This is a genomic window from Romboutsia lituseburensis DSM 797 (genome assembly GCF_900103615.1).
GTDB lineage: Bacteria > Bacillota > Clostridia > Peptostreptococcales > Peptostreptococcaceae > Romboutsia_F > Romboutsia_F lituseburensis.
On the sequence record NZ_FNGW01000005.1, the window covers coordinates 1 to 22,221 of the forward strand.

At 28.2% G+C, this 22,221-nt stretch carries 20 protein-coding genes, 1 pseudogene and 1 other annotated feature; of the genes and pseudogenes, 1 reads left to right on the forward strand and 20 read right to left on the reverse strand.

Going from position 1 to position 22,221, the window contains the following annotated elements:
- From BLP75_RS10570 to BLP75_RS10585, 4 genes and pseudogenes are all read right to left on the reverse strand, one after another.
- Positions 1-401: pseudogene (locus BLP75_RS10570) on the reverse strand (hypothetical protein); the annotation flags it as partial.
- A 155-nt stretch (positions 402-556) separates the two neighbouring features.
- Positions 557-844 carry a DUF503 domain-containing protein gene (locus tag BLP75_RS10575; protein ID WP_092725932.1) on the reverse strand — a complete coding sequence of 96 codons (288 nt, stop codon included), beginning with the start codon at positions 842-844 and terminating at the stop codon, positions 557-559.
- 60 nt (positions 845-904) lie between these two features.
- On the reverse strand, positions 905-1,240 hold the full coding sequence (locus tag BLP75_RS10580; RefSeq protein ID WP_092725933.1) for a YlbF family regulator: 336 nt from the start codon (positions 1,238-1,240) through the stop codon (positions 905-907).
- 95 nt (positions 1,241-1,335) lie between these two features.
- Entirely contained in the window at positions 1,336-3,009 is a 1,674-nt protein-coding gene (locus BLP75_RS10585) for a ribonuclease J (protein ID WP_092725934.1), read from the reverse strand.
- Positions 3,010-3,232: 223 nt separating this feature from the next.
- Here BLP75_RS10585 and BLP75_RS10590 point away from each other — a divergent pair, with 223 nt between their 5' ends.
- Complete coding sequence (locus tag BLP75_RS10590; RefSeq protein ID WP_092725936.1) at positions 3,233-3,967, forward strand: metal-dependent hydrolase; 735 nt, start codon at positions 3,233-3,235, stop codon at positions 3,965-3,967.
- A 40-nt stretch (positions 3,968-4,007) separates the two neighbouring features.
- On the opposite strand, the gene BLP75_RS10595 is transcribed toward BLP75_RS10590, so the two are convergent.
- The 16 genes from BLP75_RS10595 to BLP75_RS10670 form a co-directional block, all read right to left on the reverse strand.
- Entirely contained in the window at positions 4,008-4,445 is a 438-nt protein-coding gene (locus BLP75_RS10595) for a Fur family transcriptional regulator (RefSeq protein ID WP_092725937.1), read from the reverse strand.
- A 94-nt stretch (positions 4,446-4,539) separates the two neighbouring features.
- The gene (locus BLP75_RS10600; protein ID WP_092725939.1) at positions 4,540-5,439 is read right to left on the reverse strand and encodes an LCP family protein; all 900 of its coding nucleotides are present in this window, start codon (positions 5,437-5,439) and stop codon (positions 4,540-4,542) included.
- Positions 5,440-5,547: 108 nt separating this feature from the next.
- The gene (locus tag BLP75_RS10605) at positions 5,548-6,345 is read right to left on the reverse strand and encodes an FMN-binding protein (protein WP_092725941.1); all 798 of its coding nucleotides are present in this window, start codon (positions 6,343-6,345) and stop codon (positions 5,548-5,550) included.
- 72 nt (positions 6,346-6,417) lie between these two features.
- Positions 6,418-6,693 carry a DUF1292 domain-containing protein gene (locus tag BLP75_RS10610; RefSeq protein WP_092725943.1) on the reverse strand — a complete coding sequence of 92 codons (276 nt, stop codon included), beginning with the start codon at positions 6,691-6,693 and terminating at the stop codon, positions 6,418-6,420.
- Positions 6,694-6,759: 66 nt separating this feature from the next.
- Entirely contained in the window at positions 6,760-7,185 is a 426-nt protein-coding gene (ruvX, locus tag BLP75_RS10615; RefSeq protein WP_092725944.1) for a Holliday junction resolvase RuvX, read from the reverse strand.
- Between the two features lie 88 nt (positions 7,186-7,273).
- Positions 7,274-9,445, reverse strand: coding sequence for a hypothetical protein (locus BLP75_RS10620; protein WP_092725946.1), 2,172 nt, complete (start codon positions 9,443-9,445; stop codon positions 7,274-7,276).
- A 99-nt stretch (positions 9,446-9,544) separates the two neighbouring features.
- Positions 9,545-11,731 (reverse strand): MFS transporter, encoded by a 2,187-nt coding sequence (locus BLP75_RS10625; RefSeq protein ID WP_092725948.1) that lies wholly within the window; start codon positions 11,729-11,731, stop codon positions 9,545-9,547.
- A 9-nt stretch (positions 11,732-11,740) separates the two neighbouring features.
- Complete coding sequence (locus tag BLP75_RS10630; RefSeq protein WP_092725949.1) at positions 11,741-11,998, reverse strand: IreB family regulatory phosphoprotein; 258 nt, start codon at positions 11,996-11,998, stop codon at positions 11,741-11,743.
- A 24-nt stretch (positions 11,999-12,022) separates the two neighbouring features.
- On the reverse strand, positions 12,023-14,668 hold the full coding sequence (gene alaS / locus BLP75_RS10635) for an alanine--tRNA ligase (protein ID WP_092725950.1): 2,646 nt from the start codon (positions 14,666-14,668) through the stop codon (positions 12,023-12,025).
- A gap of 79 nt (positions 14,669-14,747) precedes the next feature.
- Positions 14,748-14,967: a binding site (T-box leader), on the reverse strand.
- A gap of 152 nt (positions 14,968-15,119) precedes the next feature.
- Positions 15,120-16,196, reverse strand: a complete 1,077-nt coding sequence (gene mnmA, locus BLP75_RS10640) for a tRNA 2-thiouridine(34) synthase MnmA (protein WP_092725952.1) — start codon at positions 16,194-16,196, stop codon at positions 15,120-15,122.
- Between the two features lie 179 nt (positions 16,197-16,375).
- Complete coding sequence (nifU, locus tag BLP75_RS10645) at positions 16,376-16,825, reverse strand: Fe-S cluster assembly scaffold protein NifU (RefSeq protein ID WP_092725954.1); 450 nt, start codon at positions 16,823-16,825, stop codon at positions 16,376-16,378.
- A 113-nt stretch (positions 16,826-16,938) separates the two neighbouring features.
- Positions 16,939-18,123 (reverse strand): cysteine desulfurase NifS, encoded by a 1,185-nt coding sequence (gene nifS / locus BLP75_RS10650; RefSeq protein WP_092725956.1) that lies wholly within the window; start codon positions 18,121-18,123, stop codon positions 16,939-16,941.
- 17 nt (positions 18,124-18,140) lie between these two features.
- Complete coding sequence (locus BLP75_RS10655) at positions 18,141-18,590, reverse strand: RrF2 family transcriptional regulator (protein WP_092725957.1); 450 nt, start codon at positions 18,588-18,590, stop codon at positions 18,141-18,143.
- Between the two features lie 283 nt (positions 18,591-18,873).
- On the reverse strand, positions 18,874-19,806 hold the full coding sequence (locus BLP75_RS10660; RefSeq protein WP_092725959.1) for an ROK family protein: 933 nt from the start codon (positions 19,804-19,806) through the stop codon (positions 18,874-18,876).
- 172 nt (positions 19,807-19,978) lie between these two features.
- Positions 19,979-20,749 carry a GNAT family N-acetyltransferase gene (locus BLP75_RS10665; RefSeq protein ID WP_092725960.1) on the reverse strand — a complete coding sequence of 257 codons (771 nt, stop codon included), beginning with the start codon at positions 20,747-20,749 and terminating at the stop codon, positions 19,979-19,981.
- A gap of 142 nt (positions 20,750-20,891) precedes the next feature.
- Positions 20,892-22,157 (reverse strand): replication-associated recombination protein A, encoded by a 1,266-nt coding sequence (locus BLP75_RS10670; RefSeq protein ID WP_092725962.1) that lies wholly within the window; start codon positions 22,155-22,157, stop codon positions 20,892-20,894.
- Positions 22,158-22,221 lie beyond the last annotated feature (64 nt).

A 22,221-nucleotide genomic window follows, 5' to 3' on the forward strand; every position in this document is an offset into this window, starting at 1 on the left:
TCTACATCTGCGTCTGCGCTTGCATCTGCGCCAGCATTTGCATCTGCATTTGCATCTGCGTTAGATTTAGAATTTGATCCTAAAATAGCATTAGGGTCTTTAATAATTTCTTCATCTATATCTGTACATGGCTTTTTAATGCATTGATTGCTATCTAGTTCTATACCTGCTTCTTCCCTAGCAGCTAATTCATTATCCTTATCTACATTATCTTTTTTTCTTAATGATCTTTTTAGTTCTAATTCTTTTTCTCTTTGTAATCTCTTTTCTTCTAACTCTTTCTCTCTCCTTGCTTTTCTTTCTTGAATTTCTTTTTTCTTTAATGCTAATTTAGCATCTAAATTATCCTTTATATCTTTCTTTACTCTTCTAACTTCTATTTCAGGTCTGCCATTGTTCATATTTTGCCTCCTATATACAGTTAGATGATTAATTATCATCTAATATATATATATTTTATATTCTTAAATTTGTTACATATAAGTATATAAAAATACTTTTTTCAACAAAAAAAGATCTATGATTATAGATCTTTTTTATAAACTAATATTTAATTTTAATAATTAACTACTTCTTCTTCAATTTCTATGATAATGGCTTCTGAATTACATTCAATAAAATTTATTATTTTTTCTTTAACACTATCACATTGAGGTGAATTTAAGGTTATTCCACAGATTCCTATTGTTATTGTTTGGTGGATATCTTGATTTTCTACTTCTGATACAGATATATTAAATGTGTTTTGTAGCTTTTTTACTATACTTTTTACTATCATTCTTTTTTCCTTAAGAGAATGAACCCAATTCGCTCTAAGTTTAATCTTTAGTATGAATATTTTCAATATAAAATCTCCTTTATATAAATTGTATTTTCCACAATACTTATTATATCTTTTTTATATTTATTTATAATCTTTCTCTACTGCTTGGGCTAGTATCTTATTTATGTTATTCATCATTGTTGTAAATTTTTGTTCACTATTTAGATAATCACATAATTTTTTGTTGCTATATACCTTTTTTTGAATTATATCTATTTTTGACATAGTTCTTTTATCTAGTTGTTGATTTCTCATTGCGAAATTTTGTATTTGAACCTGAGCTTTTCTATAATCTGTTAGTAATTTTTCGCACTCTTTGTCATTTTTTATTTCTGCCATATTTTTTTTAAAGCTCTTATATTCTTTACTATTTTTTATTTCGTTAGCTAACTTTGTAGCAGTATCATTTACTCCCATAAATACCTCCTATTTATAATATTGCAATATGAAATAGTTTATATTTTTGCAATAAAAAAGATTGAATATAATAAATTATATTCAATCTTTTTAAATTATACCTCCATTATTATAGGAAGTATCATAGGATTTCTCTTAGTTCTTTGGTATAAATATTCTTTTAAATTTTCTTTGATGTTATTTTTTAAATATGCCCATTCTTTTATGTTTCTATCTTCACATTCTCTTAAAACATCTTTAATTACATTTTTAGCACCATCCATTAAATCCTCTGACTCTCTAACATATACGAATCCCCTAGATATTATATCTGGACCTGCTAATACTTTTCCATCTTCTTTAGATATAGTTACAACAACTATCATTAATCCATCTTCAGATAAATGTTTTCTATCTCTTAATACAATATTTCCTACATCTCCAACACCTAATCCATCAACTAATACATTCCCTGTAGGTACAGTTCCTACTACCTTAGCTGAATTTCTATCTATTTCTAAAACATCTCCTGTTTTATTTACAAATATATTTTGGCTAGGCATTCCTAATTCTTCAGCTAACTCTGCATGTTTCTTTAACATTCTATATTCACCATGAGCTGGCATAAAGAACTTAGGTCTAACTAATCTATGAAGTAACTTTAACTCTTCTTGCTTTGCATGTCCTGACACGTGTATATCACTATCATCATAAACTACTTCTGCACCTTTTTCAAATAAACAATTTACAACTTTTGATATTAATTTCTCATTCCCTGGTATTGGATGAGCTGATATGATTATTAAATCTCCATTTTTTATTTCCACTTTTTTATGCTCTGAACTTGCCATTCTTGCAAGTGCAGACATAGGTTCACCTTGTGATCCTGTTGTTATTAATACTACTTCGTTGTCTTCATATCTTCCTAAATCATTTAAATCTATCAACATGTTTTCTGGTATATCTAAATATCCTAATTCACTAGCTACATTCACTACATTTATCATTGATCTTCCTGACACAGCTACTTTTCTATTGAATTTTTCCGCTGTATTTATTATTTGTTGTAGTCTGTGTATGTTAGATGCAAATGTAGCAACTATAATTCTATTATTCATAGCTTTTCTAAATAAATCGTCTAATCCTGCTCCTACCGTCTTCTCTGATAACGTTGAACCGGGTCTTTCAGCATTAGTACTATCTGCTAACATAAGTAGTACACCTTTTTTGCTTAGCTCACATATTCTATGCATATCCATAACTTCACCGTCTATCGGAGTTAAATCTATTTTAAAGTCTCCTGTATGGAATATTATACCTTGATCTGTGTGTACCGCTATAGAGCAAGCATCCGGTATACTATGATTATTTTTTATAAACTCTACATCCATGTTCCCCATTTTTATGATTTGTCTTGGGGTAACCACGTTTAGTTTAACATTATTCATCTTATGTTCTTTTAACTTGACTTGTATAAGTCCTATGCTAAGTTTTGTTCCGTATACAGGTACATTTATCTTCTTAAGTATATATGGAAGCGCTCCTATATGATCTTCATGTCCGTGTGTAATAAATATACCTTTTATTTTATCCTTATTCTTTATTAAATAAGTTACATCCGGTATAACTATGTCTACCCCTAACATATCATCATCTGGAAAACTTAGCCCAGCGTCTATTACAATGATTTCATCCTTGTACTCAACAACTGTCATATTTTTACCGACTTCATTCAGTCCACCCAGTGCCATTATCTTTATTTTATTGGCGTTTTTCTTGAACAATTGCATCATCTCCTTCTGTCTATTAAGTTTTTCCTAAAAAATATTAAAATCTAAAACACGTTCTATAGTTTAAATAATATCAAATCACGCACTCTTTACCAGTTATTATCATTGTACCATAATTTCTACTATAATTTAAGTAATATTTATAATACATTTATTGTATTATTTTGACAAAGTAATCTAATTCTGTTATTCTCTGAATATAACAAGCTTATAAGGAGGTTCTATGCGTGGAAAAACACATTGTACCATAGGTGTTTTAAGTGTAATTCAAGCTTCTTTAATATTTAATATACCTATTACAATATTTAATCTTATAATGTCTGCTTTCTTTGCAATACTTCCAGATTTAGATGAATCACATTCTATAATTTCTGATATGTTATTAAAAAAGAATGTTTCTAAATTTTTATTGAAAGCAATTATATATATAATTAATATATTAATATTCTTTGTTTCGCTAAAATTAAACAATAATTTTTATATAAGCTCAATAATTACCTTTATTGCCATAATAATTATTGAATCTAAACTTACTCATACTTTCTTAAGAAAAGTATTTTTATCATTAATATTTATACTTCTGGCTGTTTGCCTCTATTTAGTAAAAGTAAAAATCTATTTTTCTATTTTTTGTTTGATGCTGTCTACATTTCCTTGGCTCAAACATAGAAGCTTTTCACACAGCATCTTCGCTACGGTAATAATTTATTTTTTATTAAAACAAATAGAACTAATAACTAATATATACAATTTAGCCTTTTTGGGAACTATTAGTTATGCAAGTCATATATTTTTAGGTGATTTATTTACTAAATCAGGAATACCTCTTCTTTACCCTATAAGTGAGAAAAAATTTTCACTTGGATTCTTTAAAGTAGGAAGTTTTATGAGTAATATTTTAGAGATTTTATTTATTATTATCTTATTATCTTCTATAATAATATACTTGATAAAATAAAAAAGGAGCATCTCAAAATTATTTTGAGATAACTCCTTTTTTATTTAGAACAATCTTCACATAATCCATAAAATTTAACATCATGATCAAGTATCTTAAATTTATATAATTCTTGGATTTCTTTTTCTATGCTATCTAGTAAATCTTCTTTTACTTCCATTATTTTCGAACAGTTTTTACAAATAAGATGATGATGGTTATGACTATCGTCTTTGTCTAAGCATATTTCATATCTTATACACCCATCATCTAAATTAAGTTTAGATATCACCCCTACTTCATCTAACAATTGCATTGTTCTATAAACAGTTGCAAGTCCTATTTCTGGGCATTCAACTCTAACTAAATCATATATTTCTTCACTACTTAAATGTTCTGTACTATTTTTTAAAAGTATATCTACTATTGCTCTTCTCTGAGGAGTAATTTTAAACCCTGTTTCTTTCAACTTCTCTTTTAATATTTCCATTGTATTCATTCTCATATCACCCTTATTTTTTTCAATTGATAATCTTTATTAATTATTCTAATTGATAATCAACTTTTTGTCAATCATTTAGTAACCTTATTTATTATTTTCCATATATAAATTGGTGTAAAACTTTTAGATTTTCTTCTTCTTTCCATTTTACAACATACATTCCATCTCCATTAATCTGTCCTTCTTCTCGATATTGTTCTAATGGAAATTGCATTTGTTTTATATCATAACTAGCTAATTCATGAGCAGAAAAAGCTAAGTTCATAAGTTTATCTAGAGAAATATTTACTTGCACGTGTCTTAACACATTTTTCATTATCTTTGGATAATTTGTAATAGAAGTATTAGATAACTCTCTTGCTAAACTTATTAAAATCTTTCTTTGTCTTTCATCTCTCTTATATATTGTATCTAATTTTCTAATTCTTGCATAAGCTAAAGCTTGATATCCATTTAGTTTTTGAATTCCTTCAGTGTCTATATATTCTATTTTACCCTTATTTTCACCTTTCAAACCATAGCAACACTTTATAGTTTTATTTAATGATTCTAATTCTTTGTCTTTGACGTCAACTTCTACTCCACCAAGTATATCAATTACGTCAATAAATGAATTAAAATCAACTACAGCATAATCTTTTATATTTAAATTAAAATTATTATTTATTGTTTGTAAAAGTAAGTCTTCTTTTCCATATGCATAAGCATGATTTAATTTTTCATATCCCTTATCTGGAATATTAACTAATGTATCTCTTGCTAACGATGTTAGCTTTAAAGATTTATTTAAATTATCTATTGTCAGTATTACCATAGTATCAGATCTAGATGCACCTTTTGATTGTCCTCCATCTTTACCAATTAAAAGTATATTATCCACTAGTTTTTCTCTTGATGTTTCTACAAACTTCTCATCATCTAAAGCATATATATTAGTTATCATTGTTAATGATATTACTAGAGATAAAAATACACTAGTTACCTTTTTCATTTTATCACAACCTTTGTATTTATTTAGTACATATTTTCCCCTGTATCCTTAATAAATACACATTATATGATATTCCTAATATTTGATAAATTAGATATATTTACAATTTTACTTTTTTGCTTTATTTAATGCATCTTTTACAGCATCCATAATCCCATTTGAAGTGTATGTTGCTCCAGATATAGCATCTACATCCAATGTTTGGTGCTTTATTATAGATTTAGGTATTTCTTTCATAGGTAATCCATAATATGATTCATTTCTTTCATTATGGCTTATTATTTCTATTTCTTTAATTTTATTATCTTTAACGGTTACATTTAAAACTAAGTTAGGACCAAATCCATTTGCTCTTCCTTCATATATTCCATCCTCTAAATTATAATTTTCAATATTATCTTTTAACTCATTTTTGTTTATTTGTGTTATACTCTCATCATCAGATTTTATTTTTTTATTATCTTTGTACAAAATTGAAACTATCTCATTTTTAAATTCTAATATCTCATTTTTTTTAACATCAATAATGTGAAAAATCATAGTCAACAAAAATAATATAGTTAATATTCTATGGTACTTAATCCACATAGATGGTTTATTAAGGTATTTCCTTAACATCCAATTCATACCTAATAATATTGATACTATCCAACATATTGTTCCTATGTTTATACTAAATAAATCTACCGAGGAAAATATGCCATGAATCATTCCAATAATTATAAGTAGTATACCAATTAAAACATGTGACTTTTTCATATATTTGTTAAGTGATATAAGTGATTCTTTGTGTTTTGGATATATTTTTATACTTTTTCTAACTATGTATTTAGAAGAAAGCACAATACCTAGGATAACAGATATCCAAGCCATTCCTTCATTTAAAATTTTGTTTATAAGCTCCATTTTTGCCTCCACAAAGTTGATATCCTATACTAAGTATATAAAAAAACTACCTATAAATAGGTAGTTTTGTTTTTATTGTTCGTCTTCGTCGAAGTTTAATCCTTCTTCTTCCATTAATGTATTGTATACATCAACAACTATTTGATATTCTTCATCATCTTCTAAAGGAACTAATATTTCTCCTTCTTCATCTTGGTCTATTCTAAATATTAAAGCTTCTTCTGCTTCTTCTTCCTCTACTGGAACTAATATAGCATATTCTTTTCCTTCTGCTTCTAGTGTTAATATTATTTCAAATGCGCTTTCCACACCATTTTCGTCTATTAAGTTGATTATATTTTCTTGCATGTGCGTCACCTCTATTTTTTTATTTATATATATTATATATCATAAATTAATAATTTTATAGTTTTTTTAAAAATTTCTTTGTCTATCTAAATAACCTTGTAAAATTATAACTGCTGCAACCATATCTATAACACTTTTTCTATTTTCTCTTCTTACATTACCTTGAATTAAAGTTCTTTCTGCTGCAACTGTTGATAATCTCTCATCCCAATATTCTATTTTTATTCCAGTTTCTTGCTCTAATAATTCACAGAACTTTATTACCTTTTCTCCTTGAGGTCCTAATGTTCCATTCATATTTTTAGGCAATCCTGAAACTATTTTGTTTACTTGTCTTTCTTTTATTATTTCTTTTAGTGCTTCTATATCTTTTTTCTTTCCTACTCTTTTTACAGTTGTTATTCCTTGAGCTGTAAGACCCATTAAGTCACTAACTGCAACTCCTATAGTTTTATCTCCAACATCAAGTCCCATTATTCTTCCATCTAACATAATTCTCTCCTTAATAATGTGTTGTCACATCTTATATATTATAATTAACTAAATTATCTAGTATATTCTTCTAATTAACTTTTTCATTTTATTCCTGTTTTTCGTTAAATATTATCATATTTATACTTATTATTAAAAGTGGTATAAGAATATATATTGAAGTAGTAGCTGCTGCAACTATACCAGAATCATTAACTAGTAACGTAATAAAACACCCTACTATACAAGCTATAAATCCTTTAAATATAAATGGATATTTTTTAGCTATGTTTCTAAAATGCTTTGATGGTTTAAATATGAATATTGCAATTATAGCTATTCCTGCAAGCAATATATTAACCCAAGCGCTACTTTGAGCTAATTTTATATTCATTTGTATTTTTCTGCTAAATGTTTGAATTATAGCATTTGGTCCATCTAGTAATATCTGGTTTACAAAGCCTGATAAATGAGACTCACTACCTGATATTATATCTATTGCTGCAAACGCAAATACTATTGCCACACCTGCTAATCCTATAAGTATTATTTTTTTGAAATCTAGTTTAACATCAAAAACTAGTAATACTAATAATAAAAATGCCATGCACTCTGATATTGCCGCTCCAACATTAGCTCCCATTATAGGAGATGCCGTAGTTATTAATATAACGAAGCACGAAATAGCTGCTAACCACTTAGAAATCTTATTATAGTGAAGTAATACCGCTATTCCAAATATAGAACTGCCTATAACAATACCTTGATATTCATTTCCCATTCCATAATATCTTGCACCTATTATAGCATCATAACTCATTATACTATTTTTCATTAAATATGATCCTAAAATAGAATCTATAACGATAGCTAATACACTAATAACAGCAAAGTATCCCATATGCTTCAAGTCATTTTTAAATAGTTTTCGCCCGATAATATACAATATTAATGTAGTTAATACTATACCTATAACTATAGTTTCTGGAGTTTTAAAATTAAATATAGGTGCTATGAAAAATGATATAGGTAGTATAAAACCTAACTTTATAAACTCTTTTAGTATTTTAAATACTTTCTCTTTATGATGTACTCGGTCTTTAAATAAAAGTATAACCATAGCTATTACCCATGACGCTGATACAACACTTACAAAAGTATTTACTACATTTGGTCTAATCTTAGATACAGATACTATTTTTTCATATTCATCTGATACAAATTTAATATTATCATTTTTACTTATTAAATTGTATTCTTTCCCTACCATAGCTTCATTTTTAAGTCCAAAAGTATTCAGTATGTCAGCACCAACATCTAAGTTTGCAACTACACCTTCTCTTCTTGTTGTTGCTGAGCTTAATACACCTTTGCCCTCTCCATTAAACTTAATTATTGGAGAAAGTCTTCTTTTATTTTTATAGTCTAGGTCACTAGGAAAAGCACTACTTATATAAACTGTATCCTTTTCATCTATCATATCAAATACTTCTTTTAAATATTTATCGATATTCTTACCTATTTTAGACTTCATATTAGAGTAAGTTTCTTCATTAAGATTTAATCTATAATTATCTAATCTATATGTATCTCCTAAGTCTACAAATAAAACATCATTTTTTTCATAATGTTTCTTAGTTTCTTTTATTAACTTATTATAATCTGTTCTTATACCATACGGCATAGTATCATCTTTTATATTTATGTTATCAATATTTCCAGAATCAATTCTACCATATTGATCCATTGCGACTAATCCGATATTTCTATTTTTTATAAGTTCTCCATTTTCTACAATATCACTATTCCCTAAAACAGCTGTCTTAAGTCCATTTTCAGATAAAGTTTGTCCTAAAGAACCTAATGTTGATCCATATTGTCCGTTTGCAATATTTTCATTTATCGACTTGTTTATTGTTAAGTCATTTATTGACTTAGATTTTTGACCTGTTGAAGTTTCAAACAACTTTGAGCTATGATCGTCTACAGATTGAAAGTTTATATTTTGCTCTGTTGAGACATTAGCTCTTCTACCTGCACCCATGCTTGCATAAGATCTTCTATCATCTGTACCTTTATCGCCTCTTATATTCATAAGGCCTATATAACCTCTATTTTGAACTTCTTCATCTAGAGATTTTATATGCAACATACTTGCTAAATTAGTTCTATTCATATTAATAAATATAACCTTACCATTTTGATCAGCAAAGCTATACCTTGGAATCGAAATCAGAACTATCATTAATGCTAATAATGATGATACAATCTTTCTTTTCATAACATTAGCCTACTTTCTTTTTAAATAGTGTATTAATACATCTCTTATATTATAATTAACTAAATTGGTCAGGATATTCTCCTGACCAATTTTTCATTTTTATTTTAATTTTTCTTGATTTATGTCTCCAAATATTATCATATTTATACTTATTATTATTACTGGAATAAGTATATATATAGATGCAGTTGATGCAGCTACTATACCAGAATCATTGACTAATAAAGTTACTATACATCCTACCATAGATGCTACAAATCCTTTAAATAGCGCTGGATATCTTTTTGCTATATCTCTAAAATGCTTAGATGGTCTAAATATAAATACAGCGATTATAGCTATCCCTGCAAGTAATATATTAACCCATACACTAGTTTGCGCTAATTTTATATTCATCTGTATCTTTCTAGTAAATGTTTGAATTATAGCCATAGGTCCATTTAATAGTATTTGTTGAACAAACATTCCTAAATGAGATTCGCTACCTGATACTATATCTAAAAATGCAAATATAGCTACAACAGCTACTGCTGCAAAACCTAATAATATTACCTTTTTAAAATCAAGCTTCACATCATATATAAGTAATATAAATAATAAATATGCTACACATTCAGATATAGCACCTCCAACATTTGCTCCCATAGAAGGGTATGCGCTTGTTACTAATATTACTATAGATAAAACTGCTACTAACCATTTTGGTATCTTCTTATAATTTAGTAAAACTGCCAGAGCAAATACAGCACAAGCTATAGTGACTCCTTCATACTCATTTCCTACACCATAATATCTAGCACCTATTATAGCATCATAACTCATTATGTTATTTTGCATTAAAAATGTTCCAAATGCAGAGTCTATAGTTATAACTACTATAGTTATAAACGCAAAAAATCCCATTTGTTTTATATCATCATTTTTAAATAATGCTCGACCTAATATATAGAGAATTAAAGTTGTAAGTAAAATACCTGCAGTTATAGTAATAGGTTCCTTAAAGTTAAATATAGGAGCTATTAAAAACGATAGTGGCATTATTATACCTAGCTTTATAAATTCTTTTAAAATTATAAATACTTTTTCTTTGTGAGGCAGATAGTTTCTAAGTAATATTAAAATCATAGCTATTACCCAAGATGCTGAAATTACGCCTACAAAACCATTTACCACTGTAGCTCTTATGTTTGATATTGAAACTATTTTTTCAAATTCATCTAATACGTACTTTACATTATCTTCTTTTTCTACAAGGTTATATGTTCTACCTACCATAGTTTCATTTTTTAATCCAAATTCATTTAGTATATCAACTCCAACATCTAAATTGGCAACTATACCTTCTCTTCTTGTTGTTGCTGAGCTTAATATACCTTTGCTATCTCCACTAAATTTAATTATTGGAGAAAGTCTTCTTTTGTTTTTATAGTCTAAATCACTAGGGAATGCACTACTTATATAAACAGTATCATTTTCGCCTACCATATTAAATACTTCTTTTAAGTACTTATCTATATTTTTACCTATTGCATGTTTCATATTAGAATAAGTTTTTTCGTTAAGATTTAATCTATAATTATCTAATCTATATGTATCTCCTAAATCTACAAATAAAACATCATTTTCTGTATAGTATTTTTTAGTTTCATTTATTAATTTATCATAATCAGTTCTTATTCCATATGGCATAGTTGAGTCTTTTATGTTTATATCATCAACATTTCCAGCATCAATTCTACCATTATGGTCCATTGCAACTAATCCTATATTTCTATTTTTTACAATTTCTCCATTTTCTACAATATCACTGTTTCCTAAAACTGCAGTCTTAAATCCATTTTCTGATAAAGTTTGTCCTAGAGATCCTAATATTGAACCATATTGACCATTTTCAATATTTTCATTTATTGATTTATTTACTGTTAGATCATTTATTGCTTTAGCTTTTTTGCCAGTTGCAGATTCAAATATTTTGGCACTATCTTTGTCAGTAGCCTTAAAGTTTATATTTTGCTCAGTTGAGACATTTGCTCTTCCACCTGCACCCATACTAGCATATGATCTTCTATCATCAGTACCTTTATCGCCTCTTATATTCATAAGACCTACATATCCACGTTCTTGAACTTCTTTATCAAGGGATTGTATATGCAACATGCTTACTAAATTAGTTCTATTCATATTAATAAATATAACTTTGCCTTTTTCATCGGCAAAGCTATATTTAGGAACAGAAACTAGGACTACCATTAGTACTAATAATAATGATACAATCTTTTTTTTCATAAGATTGACCTACTTTCTTTTTAAATAATGTGTTATTACTTCTTCTAGTATTTCATCTCTTTCAAATTTCTTTATTACATTTCTAGCGTTTTTGTATCCAGTTATATAACTAGAATCTCCTGAAAGAAGGTATCCAATAATTTGATTTATTGGATTATACCCTTTTTCAAGTAATGCCTCATATACAAAATCAATGCTTTCTGAAACGCTCATTTTATCAGCTAATGCGCCTTCAAATTTCATTGTATAGTCTAAATCTTTATCCATGTTAAAACCCCCTTAAGTAATTAATTATTTTACTTGTGATTTAACAACCTCTTTTGCATGATTTAATGCATCATCAAGTTTTGTTACTTCTGGTGCTCCAGCTTGAGCCATATTAGGTCTTCCTCCGCCTTTTCCACCAGCTATCATTGCAACTTCCTTAACTATGTTACCTGAGTGTATTCCTTTAGCTAAAACATCTTGTGAAGCTGTAACTACAAAGTTTAATTTATCATCAGCTGCATTACCTAAAACTACTACTCCTGAAGCTAATTTATCTCTTAACTTATCTGCTACTTCTTTTAATGTGTTCATATCCATGCCTTCAAATTTAGCACAAACAACATTAACTCCATTTACATCTTCTTTAGAGTCTAAAACAGATTCTATTGATTGTAAACTCATTTGAGTTTTTAATTCATGTAGTTCCTTGCCTAAGTTTTTATTTTCTTCTAATAAAGATACTACTCTTTGAACTAAACTATCTTCTTTTGTTTTTAAACTTGAAGATACATTAGATATTAGGGCTTCTCTTTCATTTAAGTAGTTATATACAGCTTTTCCTGTTATTGCTTCTATTCTTCTTACTCCAGCTGCTACTCCACCTTCAGATAATATTTTAAACATACCTATTTGAGAAGTATTAGTTAAGTGAGTTCCACCACAAAGTTCTATAGAGAAGTCTCCCATAGAAACAACTCTTACTTCATTACCATACTTTTCGCCAAATAGAGCCATAGCTCCTTTTTCTCTAGCATCATTTATATTCATATTTTCAGAGTTTATTTCTAAAGATGCAAGTATTGCGTCATTTACCTTTTCCTCTATAAGCTTTAATTCATCTTTTGTTATAGCTTCAAAGTGTGTAACGTCAAATCTTAATCTTTCTGGAGTAACAAGCGAACCTGCTTGGTTAACATGATCTCCTAATACATCTTTTAATACTCTATGAAGTATATGAGTTGCACTATGATTTCTAGCTGATGCCATTCTTATTTCTTTATTAACTAAAGTATTTAATTTTTCTCCAGTGTTAACTTTTCCACTCTTTATAACACCTACGTGCTTTATAGTATTATTTGCACCTTTTTTAGTATCTATTACTTCTATTTCTATATCTTCTGCTTCATTTGTAAGAAGTCCGCAATCTCCTGCTTGACCTCCTCCTTCTGGATAGAAAGTTGTTTTATCTAAAACTATAACAACTTTTTCTCCTGCCTCTGCAGATTCAACTATTTCATTATCTTTAACAATAGCTTTTACTATCCCTGATGCATTTAACTCTTTATATCCATCAAATTCACTAGCTACTGATTCGTCTAACTTTGATAATGGATCTTCTTTCCAACTTTCACCATCCATATTTCCTCTGGCACTTCTTGCTCTTTCTCTTTGCTTATCCATTTCTTCATTAAAAGATTCTTCATTTAAAGATAAGTTTTCTTCTTCTAAAATTTCCTTAGTTAAATCTATAGGGAATCCATAAGTATCGTATAATTTAAATGCATTTTCTCCGCTTAAAGTAGTTTCTCCATTTGATTTTAACTCTTTTATATATCCTGCAAGTATATCCATACCTTGCTCTATTGTTTCATTAAACTTTTCTTCTTCTATTCTTATAACTTTTTTAATATAGCTTTCTTTTTCAACTAATTCTGGGTAAGCTTCTCCACTTACTTTTATAACTTCATCAACTAATTTATATAAGAAGTTTTCTTTTATTCCTAATAATTTTCCATGTCTTGCAGCTCTTCTTAATAATCTTCTAAGAACGTATCCTCTACCTTCATTTGATGGAAGTACCCCATCTGCTACTAAGAAACTTACAGCTCTTATATGGTCTGTTATTATTCTTATTGATACATCCGTTTTACCACCTTTGCCATATTCAACACCTGCCATTTTTTCAACAGTGCTTAATATGTGTCTTATAGTATCTACATCAAATATAGTATCTACACCTTGCATTATACAAGCTATTCTTTCAAGTCCCATACCAGTATCTATATTCTTATGTTCTAACTGACCATAATTTCCTTCTTCGTCTCTGTTAAACTGAGTAAATACATGGTTCCAGAATTCTAAGTATCTATCACAATCACATCCTGGTTTACAGTCTGGATTATCACATCCATATTCAGGTCCTCTATCAAAATGTATTTCAGAACATGGTCCACAAGGTCCTATACCTATTTCCCAGAAGTTATCATCTTTACCTAGTCTAACTAATCTTTCTTCTGGGAATCCCATTTCTTTTGCCCATAAATCATATGAGTCATCATCTTCTTCATACACTGTTACCCATATTTTATCTTCTGGTATGTTTAAATGTTCTGTAACAAATTCCCATCCCCATCTTATAGATTCTCTTTTAAAGTAATCTCCAAATGAGAAGTTCCCTAACATTTCAAAGAAAGTACCATGTCTAGCTGTCTTTCCTACGTTTTCAATATCACCAGTCCTTATACATTTTTGGCATGTAGTCATTCTTTTACTTGGTGGTACTTCAACACCTGCAAAATAATTTTTAAGTGGTGCCATTCCTGAGTTTATAAGTAATAAACTTTTATCATTGTGTGGTACTAAAGAAGCACTTTCTTTTACGTAATGTTCTTTAGATTCGAAAAATTTTAGAAATTTACTTCTTATTTCGTTTAATCCCATTTGTTGCATTTTTAAATTCCTCCTAAATGTTCAATTCTTTTATTTTTTAATAAAATTATATTAAAAAACCCCGCGCCTATAAAAAACTTATAGGGGCGAGGATTATATTCGCGGTACCACCCTAATTATCATGAAAAACACGATATCTTCGGAAAACCTTAGCTATAACGTAACTACCGTCAATCCATACTATTATTTCAAGATTGATACTCAAAGACTGCTTCAACTATTTTATTCTAAGGGCTTACACCAATTCCCTCTCTCTGTAAGACATCAAATAATTTACTACTTCTCATCATTGTATTTAAAGTTAATTTTATTTTCAGTTAAGTTATATATGTTATATTACTAAATTTTATATAATTAATCAATACCATAATTATATAGATTTTAAACTTTATTTTAAATTTAAAGGTAAAATATAGTTTATTTGTATTTTAAAATTATGATTTTTATTTAATTAGCAGATTATTCCTCCACCTATTACGATGTCTCCATCATACATAACAACAGACTGACCTTTTGTTATAGCTCTTTGAGGTTCTTCAAATACTATCTTTATTTTATTTTCATCAATTTTATATACAGTAGCTGGAGATGGTTTAGCTGAATATCTTATTTTAGCTTGTACTTTTATTGGTCCGTTTATTTCATCAAATGGAATAAAGTTAACGTCTTTAGCTATAACCACTTTATTAAATAAATTTTCATTATCACCTAAAACAACAGTATTTTTCTTAGCATTTATATCAACTACAAACATAGGTTTACCAAATGCTATTCCTAGTCCTTTTCTTTGACCTATTGTGTAATTTACTATTCCTTTATGCTTTCCTAATACATTGCCTTTAGTATCTACAAAATAACCTTCTTCAATTCTTTTTTTAGAGTGTTTTTTTACATATCCAGCATAATCATTATCTTTTACGAAACATATCTCTTGACTATCTGGTTTATTGTGTACATCTATTCCTATTTCTTTAGCAATCTCTCTTACTCTTTCTTTTTCATAGTCTCCTATTGGAAGTAACGTATGCTCTAACTGTTCTTGAGTTAAATTATACAGCGCATAAGTTTGATCTTTTTTGTCTGTAACAGATTTTTTTAATAAATATCTTCCTGTTTCTTCATCTTTTTCAATTTTAGCGTAGTGACCTGTTGCCACATAATCACATCCTATTTGACGTGCCTTATTGAAAAAATCATTAAACTTTATATGCTTATTACAAGCTATACATGGATTAGGAGTTCTTCCATTTAAATATTCATCTATAAAAGGTTCTATTACCTTCTCCTTAAATACTTCACTGAAATTTAATACATAAAAAGGTATACCTATTCTATCAGCAACTTTTCTTGCGTCTTCTACAGCTGCTAATGAACAACATCCACCTTCATTTTCTATTAATTCATCATCATCATCTTGCCAAAGCTTCATAGTAACACCTATTACATCATATCCTTGTTCTTTTAATAAATATGCTGCAACAGAACTATCTACTCCACCACTCATACCGATCATTACTTTTTTTTTCATGTCATCACCTCGTTCTTTATATTCTAATATTATATATATTTTACATTATTTTTAAAAGTATAAACTTAAAATGATTTTAAGTTTGATAATTATTTTTTATATTATTTTCAGCTTTATAATAACAGAATATCCCTTTTGAGTATATACTCAAAAGGGATATTTTAACCGCTTAATTATTTTTAGGCTTCTTCTTCCTCTATATCATGGTGATGATCATGATCATCATCTATCACTACACCATCTAATTCTGGTATGTGAATATTGTTCTTTTTAGCATAATCTATTAATGCTGCTTTTATTGCTTGCTCAGCTAAAACTGAACAGTGCATTTTAACTGGTGGTAAACCATCTAAAGCTTCTGCAACGGCTTTATTAGTTACTTCTAGTGCTTCATGTATAGTTTTTCCTTTAACCATTTCTGTAGCCATTGAAGAACTTGCTATAGCTGATCCACATCCAAATGTTTTAAATTTAACATCTTTTATTATTTCATTTTCTATATCAAGATATATTCTCATTATATCTCCACATTTAGCATTTCCTACTTCTCCAATTCCACTAGCATTATCTATTTCCCCAACATTTCTTGGATTCATGAAATGTTCCATAACTTTATCACTGTATTGCATAACCTAATCCTCCTTAAATATTCTTGATATTTAATCTATCTAAATCGTATATTAATTTCAATTTACTTCTTGATTGATATATACCTAAATTATATATACCTTAATCAATTTTTTTATTTATTTTTCATAGCTTGATCATATAATGGAGACATACTTCTTAGTCTTTCTATAACTGCTGGTAAATGTTCTATTATATAATCTATATCATCCTCAGTTGTAAAATCACCTATTGTAAGTCTAAGTGATCCATGAGCTATCTCATGTGGTAATCCTATTGCCATTAAAACGTGTGATGGATCTAAAGATCCTGATGTACAGGCAGAACCACTAGATGCAGCTATACCTAACATGTCTAGAAGTAATAATATACCTTCTCCTTCTATAAATTCAAATGAGAAGTTAACATTACCTGGTAATCTATCATCTAAGCTACCATTTACTCTTGTATAAGGTATTTTTTCTAATATTTGATTTATTAATTTTGCTCTTAGCTCTGTAAGGTTCTTAACATGATTTTCCATATTAGATTTTGCTATTTCAGCAGCTTTTCCATATCCTACTATTGATGGTATATTTTCAGTTCCTGCTCTTCTTCTTCTTTCTTGAGCTCCACCATGTACAAATGTGTGTAATTTTGTTCCTGTTTTTATATATAAAGCCCCTATCCCTTTAGGTCCATATATTTTATGAGAAGACATACTCATTAAATCTACATCTAATTCTTTAACATCTATAGGAATATTTCCAGCAGCTTGAACTGCATCAGTATGGAATAATACCTTATGCTTTTTAGCGATTTTAGCTATTTCTGCTATAGGCTGTACAGTACCAATTTCATTATTTGCAAACATTATACTTATTAATATTGTATTATCTTTTATAGCAGCTTCTAGTTGTTCTAAACTAACTTTACCCTCACTATCAACATCTAAATAAGTTACTTCAAATCCGTGGTGCTTTTCTAAGTATTCACATGTATGAAGTATACCATGATGTTCTATTTTTGATGTTATTATATGATTTCCTTTTTCTCTATGCGCAAAAGCAACTCCTTCTAACGCCCAGTTATCACTTTCTGTTCCACCTGCTGTGAAATATATTTCACTTGGTTTAGCATTTACAAGATTTGCTACTTGTTCTCTAGCTTTATCTAAAGCATTTTTTGCTTCTCTTCCGAATGTATGAAAACTAGATGCATTTCCAAAATAATCTGTTAAATATGGCATCATTGCATCTAATACTTCTTTTTTAACAGGAGTTGTCGCAGAATAATCCATATATAATCTTCTTTTTTCCATTTCTATCGTCTCCCTATCTACTTTATAATTAAATTTGTTATATCATTTTCTAGTTTGTTTTTATTGTAGTCATTTATCATGTCTTGAAGAGTAATAGAGTGTATTACATCCTCTATTCCCTTTTTCATTCTTTCCCAAACTACTTTCGTTACACATACGTCTGAATTTTCACATATATCTTCATCTAATACACAATCTGATAAAGATACTGGACCTTCTAAAACTACTAGTATATCACCTACAGTAATATCTTTAGGTTCTTTAGCTAATAGATACCCTCCTTGAGCACCTCTTACACTTTTAACTAGTCCAGATTTTTTCAAAGACGAAAATATTTGTTCTAAATATTGGTCAGAGATACTTTGCTTTTTAGCAATATATTTTAAGGGTACAGGACCACTTTCTTGATTTAATGACAATTCAAACATAGCCTTAAGTCCATACCTACCTTTAGTCGATAGTTTCATATTTTATCACCCTTCACTTTGAAATCTAATCCTTACTAAATTAGTAGGAATTATCTTCAATATCATTTTATGATATCCTACTAATTTTGTCAACATTAAATCCATACTATTTTACTAGGTTTTAAATTCATAGATATTTTACTTATTTTTTCACTGACTTATTATACTTAGTTTCATTTAATTTATACCAACTTAATAGGTTCTTAAACATAAAATTACACTTTCTAAATCAGTTTCATAAAAAATAACTCTTTCTATTTATATAAATAGAAAGAGTTATTTTTTAAAGAGCAGATGCTCCTAAAATCCCTGCATCATTTTTAAATTCTGCAATTACTATATCTCCTATATTTCCCTCTTTAAATGGAAGATGTTTTTTAACTTTATCATTTAGCCCATTAAGCATTATATCACTAGCATTTGAAACTCCTCCGCCTATAGATATAACCTGAGGATCTATAAAATTAACTATGTTAGCAAGCCCCATAGCTAAGTATTTTTTAAATCTATCTACAACTTCGATTGCAACGCTATCATCTTCTCTATATGCATCAAATACCATTTTAGCTGTTATATTATTTAAATTACCTTCTGCATATTCAATTATTTTTGTTGTTTTGCCTTCTTCAGCTAATTTTTGAGCATACTTTATTATAGCAGTTGCTGAGCAAAACGTTTCAAAACATCCATTATTCCCACAATTACAATCAAAGTAATTCGTAGATAACATCATATGACCGATTTCAGCACCTATACCATTAGCACCTGTTATAAGCTTACCATTTATAATAATACCTCCGCCTATTCCAGTTCCTAGCGTTATCATAACTCCACTTTCATAACCCCTCATACTTCCATACGAAAATTCAGCAAGTGCTGCTACATTAGCATCATTACCTATCGAAACCTTAGTCCCTTTAAATTTTTCTTCTAAAATTGGAACTATTAAAGAATTTTTTAATCCTAAATTCACACAAGTTACAGCCCCCTCATTTGTAACTACGCCAGGTATACCTATACCTATATTACTTACAGATTTAATATCTATATTATTTTGAGATAGAATATCTTCAACTAAATCAGCTATATCTTGAGATAATCCTTCAACCCCACGTTCACAATTTGTTTCTTTGCTCATTTTGCTAATTATCTGACCATCTTTTACGATTCCAGCTTTTATACTCATTCCACCTACATCTATTCCTATTTTATACATAATCTCCTCCTAAAATTTCCCTAATTATTTATCGATATGTTGTTTAAAAAAAATGTTTTCTACAACATATAAAATTATACCTTATATAGATATTTTTTTCACTAAATTTTAAACAAAAAAATAAAGCACTAAAACATAAGTTTTGTGCTTTATTTTTATTTAAATTTCACAATTATCTATAGCAAATACTCCACTTTCCTAACTCTTTAAATCCTATTTTTTTATATATCTTGCCCGCTTGTTGGTTATCATAAAATAAACAAGGTATTTTATTCTCACCCAAAAGTTCTTTGCATATTTTTATTATACATCTAGTAGCATATCCATTATTCCTATAATCCGGATGAGTTCCTACACCAACAATCATTGCATGAGTATGATTTTCAGACGTACTTTTAGCCATCGCAACTACTTGTCTGTTAATTTCTACACAATATCCTCTTCCTGATTTTAAACCATTTTTGATATTTTCTGCACTAGTTATTTCAAACTCTTCTATAGATTCATATAACCTTACTACTTTATTTATATTTCCAAATCTTATTTTCTTTATTTTAACTTTCATTTCATTTTCGTTTAAATCATTCATATTTTCAAGTTTACAAAAATTAACAATCCTTTTTTTGCTTAAATTAAGTTTTGATTCTAGCGCCTCAATACACCATGTTTTCCCACTTATTTCACTATAATTCAATCTATTTATAATTTTGGCAAATGCACTAACATCAAATATATCATAAGAATAAAATGTTAAAAACTCAAAGTATTTCACTAACACCCCTTCTATGCAACCATTATTTTTTATATTCCCCCATATATTAAAAAAGTAATTATCATAACCATACCTTTCTATGTCACCTATTATAAGTAAATTAAATTCTGGTTCTTTGTTTAAATACTCCATAAGCTCATTGTGATGGCTATTATCTAGCTTTACAATCATAAAACTTCCCCCTGATATAAAATTCAAAATTTAAACTCTACCTCAACTTTTATAATTTAAATTGTGTATTTTAAGTTTTATAATATTTTATTAATAATCTACAGTCATTTATGAATATTTTTATATTATCTTTTTTATTATTTTAATTGCTTTCATTTAAATATTGCAAATATTTTTTTATATTTTGTTCTGTTTTATTATTTTGTGGTTTATAATACTCACTGTTTTTTATGTTATCTGGTAAGTATTGTTGTTTAATATAATTATTTTTAAAATCATGAGGATATTTATATTCTAAACCTCTTCCTAAATCTTTAGCTCCTTTATAATGTGCATCTTTTATGTGATTTGGTATATCCATGATAAATTCATTTTCTAACTCATCTAAAGCATTTGATATGGCTAAATACGCTGAGTTAGACTTTGGTGATGTAGCTAAAAGGAGTGTCGCTTGTGCTAAAGGTATCTTAGCTTCAGGAAATCCAATTTGCATTGCACTATCTACGCATGCTTTTACAATAACTATAGCATTTGGATAAGCTAGCCCTACATCTTCACTTGCTATAACTAAAAGCCTTCTACAGATACTTATCAAGTCTTCCCCTTTTATAAGCCTCGCTAAATAATGTATTGCAGCTTGTGGATCACTACCTCTTATAGATTTTTGAAATGCACTCAATATATCGTAATGACTATCTCCATCTCTATCATAATTTAGTATTTTATTAAATGTATTTTTCTTTACATTTTCAGGTGTAATATCTACAATGTTATTTACGTTAGGTCTTGTTGAATAAACAACCATTTCTAATGTATTTAGAGCCTTTCTCATATCTCCATCACTTACTCTAGCTATATCCATTAATGCATCTTCCGTATAATTTATATCTATATAACTATCTTCTTTTAAAATTTCTACTGCTCGTTTTAATCCTCTTGCGATTTCTATATCACTTATTGGTTTAAATTCAAATATACTAGATCTACTTAAAAGAGCTTTATATACATAATGGTAAGGATTCTCTGTGGTACTTGCTATTAAAGTTATTTTACCATTTTCCATAAACTCTAATATAGATTGTTGTTGTTTTTTATTAAAGCTTTGTATTTCATCTATATACAATAAAATGCCACCTAGGCTGTTTATAGTGTCGAGTTGAGATATAACTTTTTTAACATCATCCAAAGATGAATTTGTTGCATTTATCTTATAAAAATTTTTATTACTCTCCTTAGCTATTATTTCTGCTATAGTTGTTTTACCAACCCCAGGAGGACCAAAAAATATCATATTAGGCAAAAAAGATGATTTAATTATTCTATTTAAAATTTTATCATTCCCGATAATATGGCTTTGTCCCACTACCTCATCTATATTTGTTGGCCTTATTTTATCAGCTAAAGGCATAATATCACTCCTTTAATTTTTCTGAAAAATCATAACAATGAAATAAAAGGTATCTATATTTATA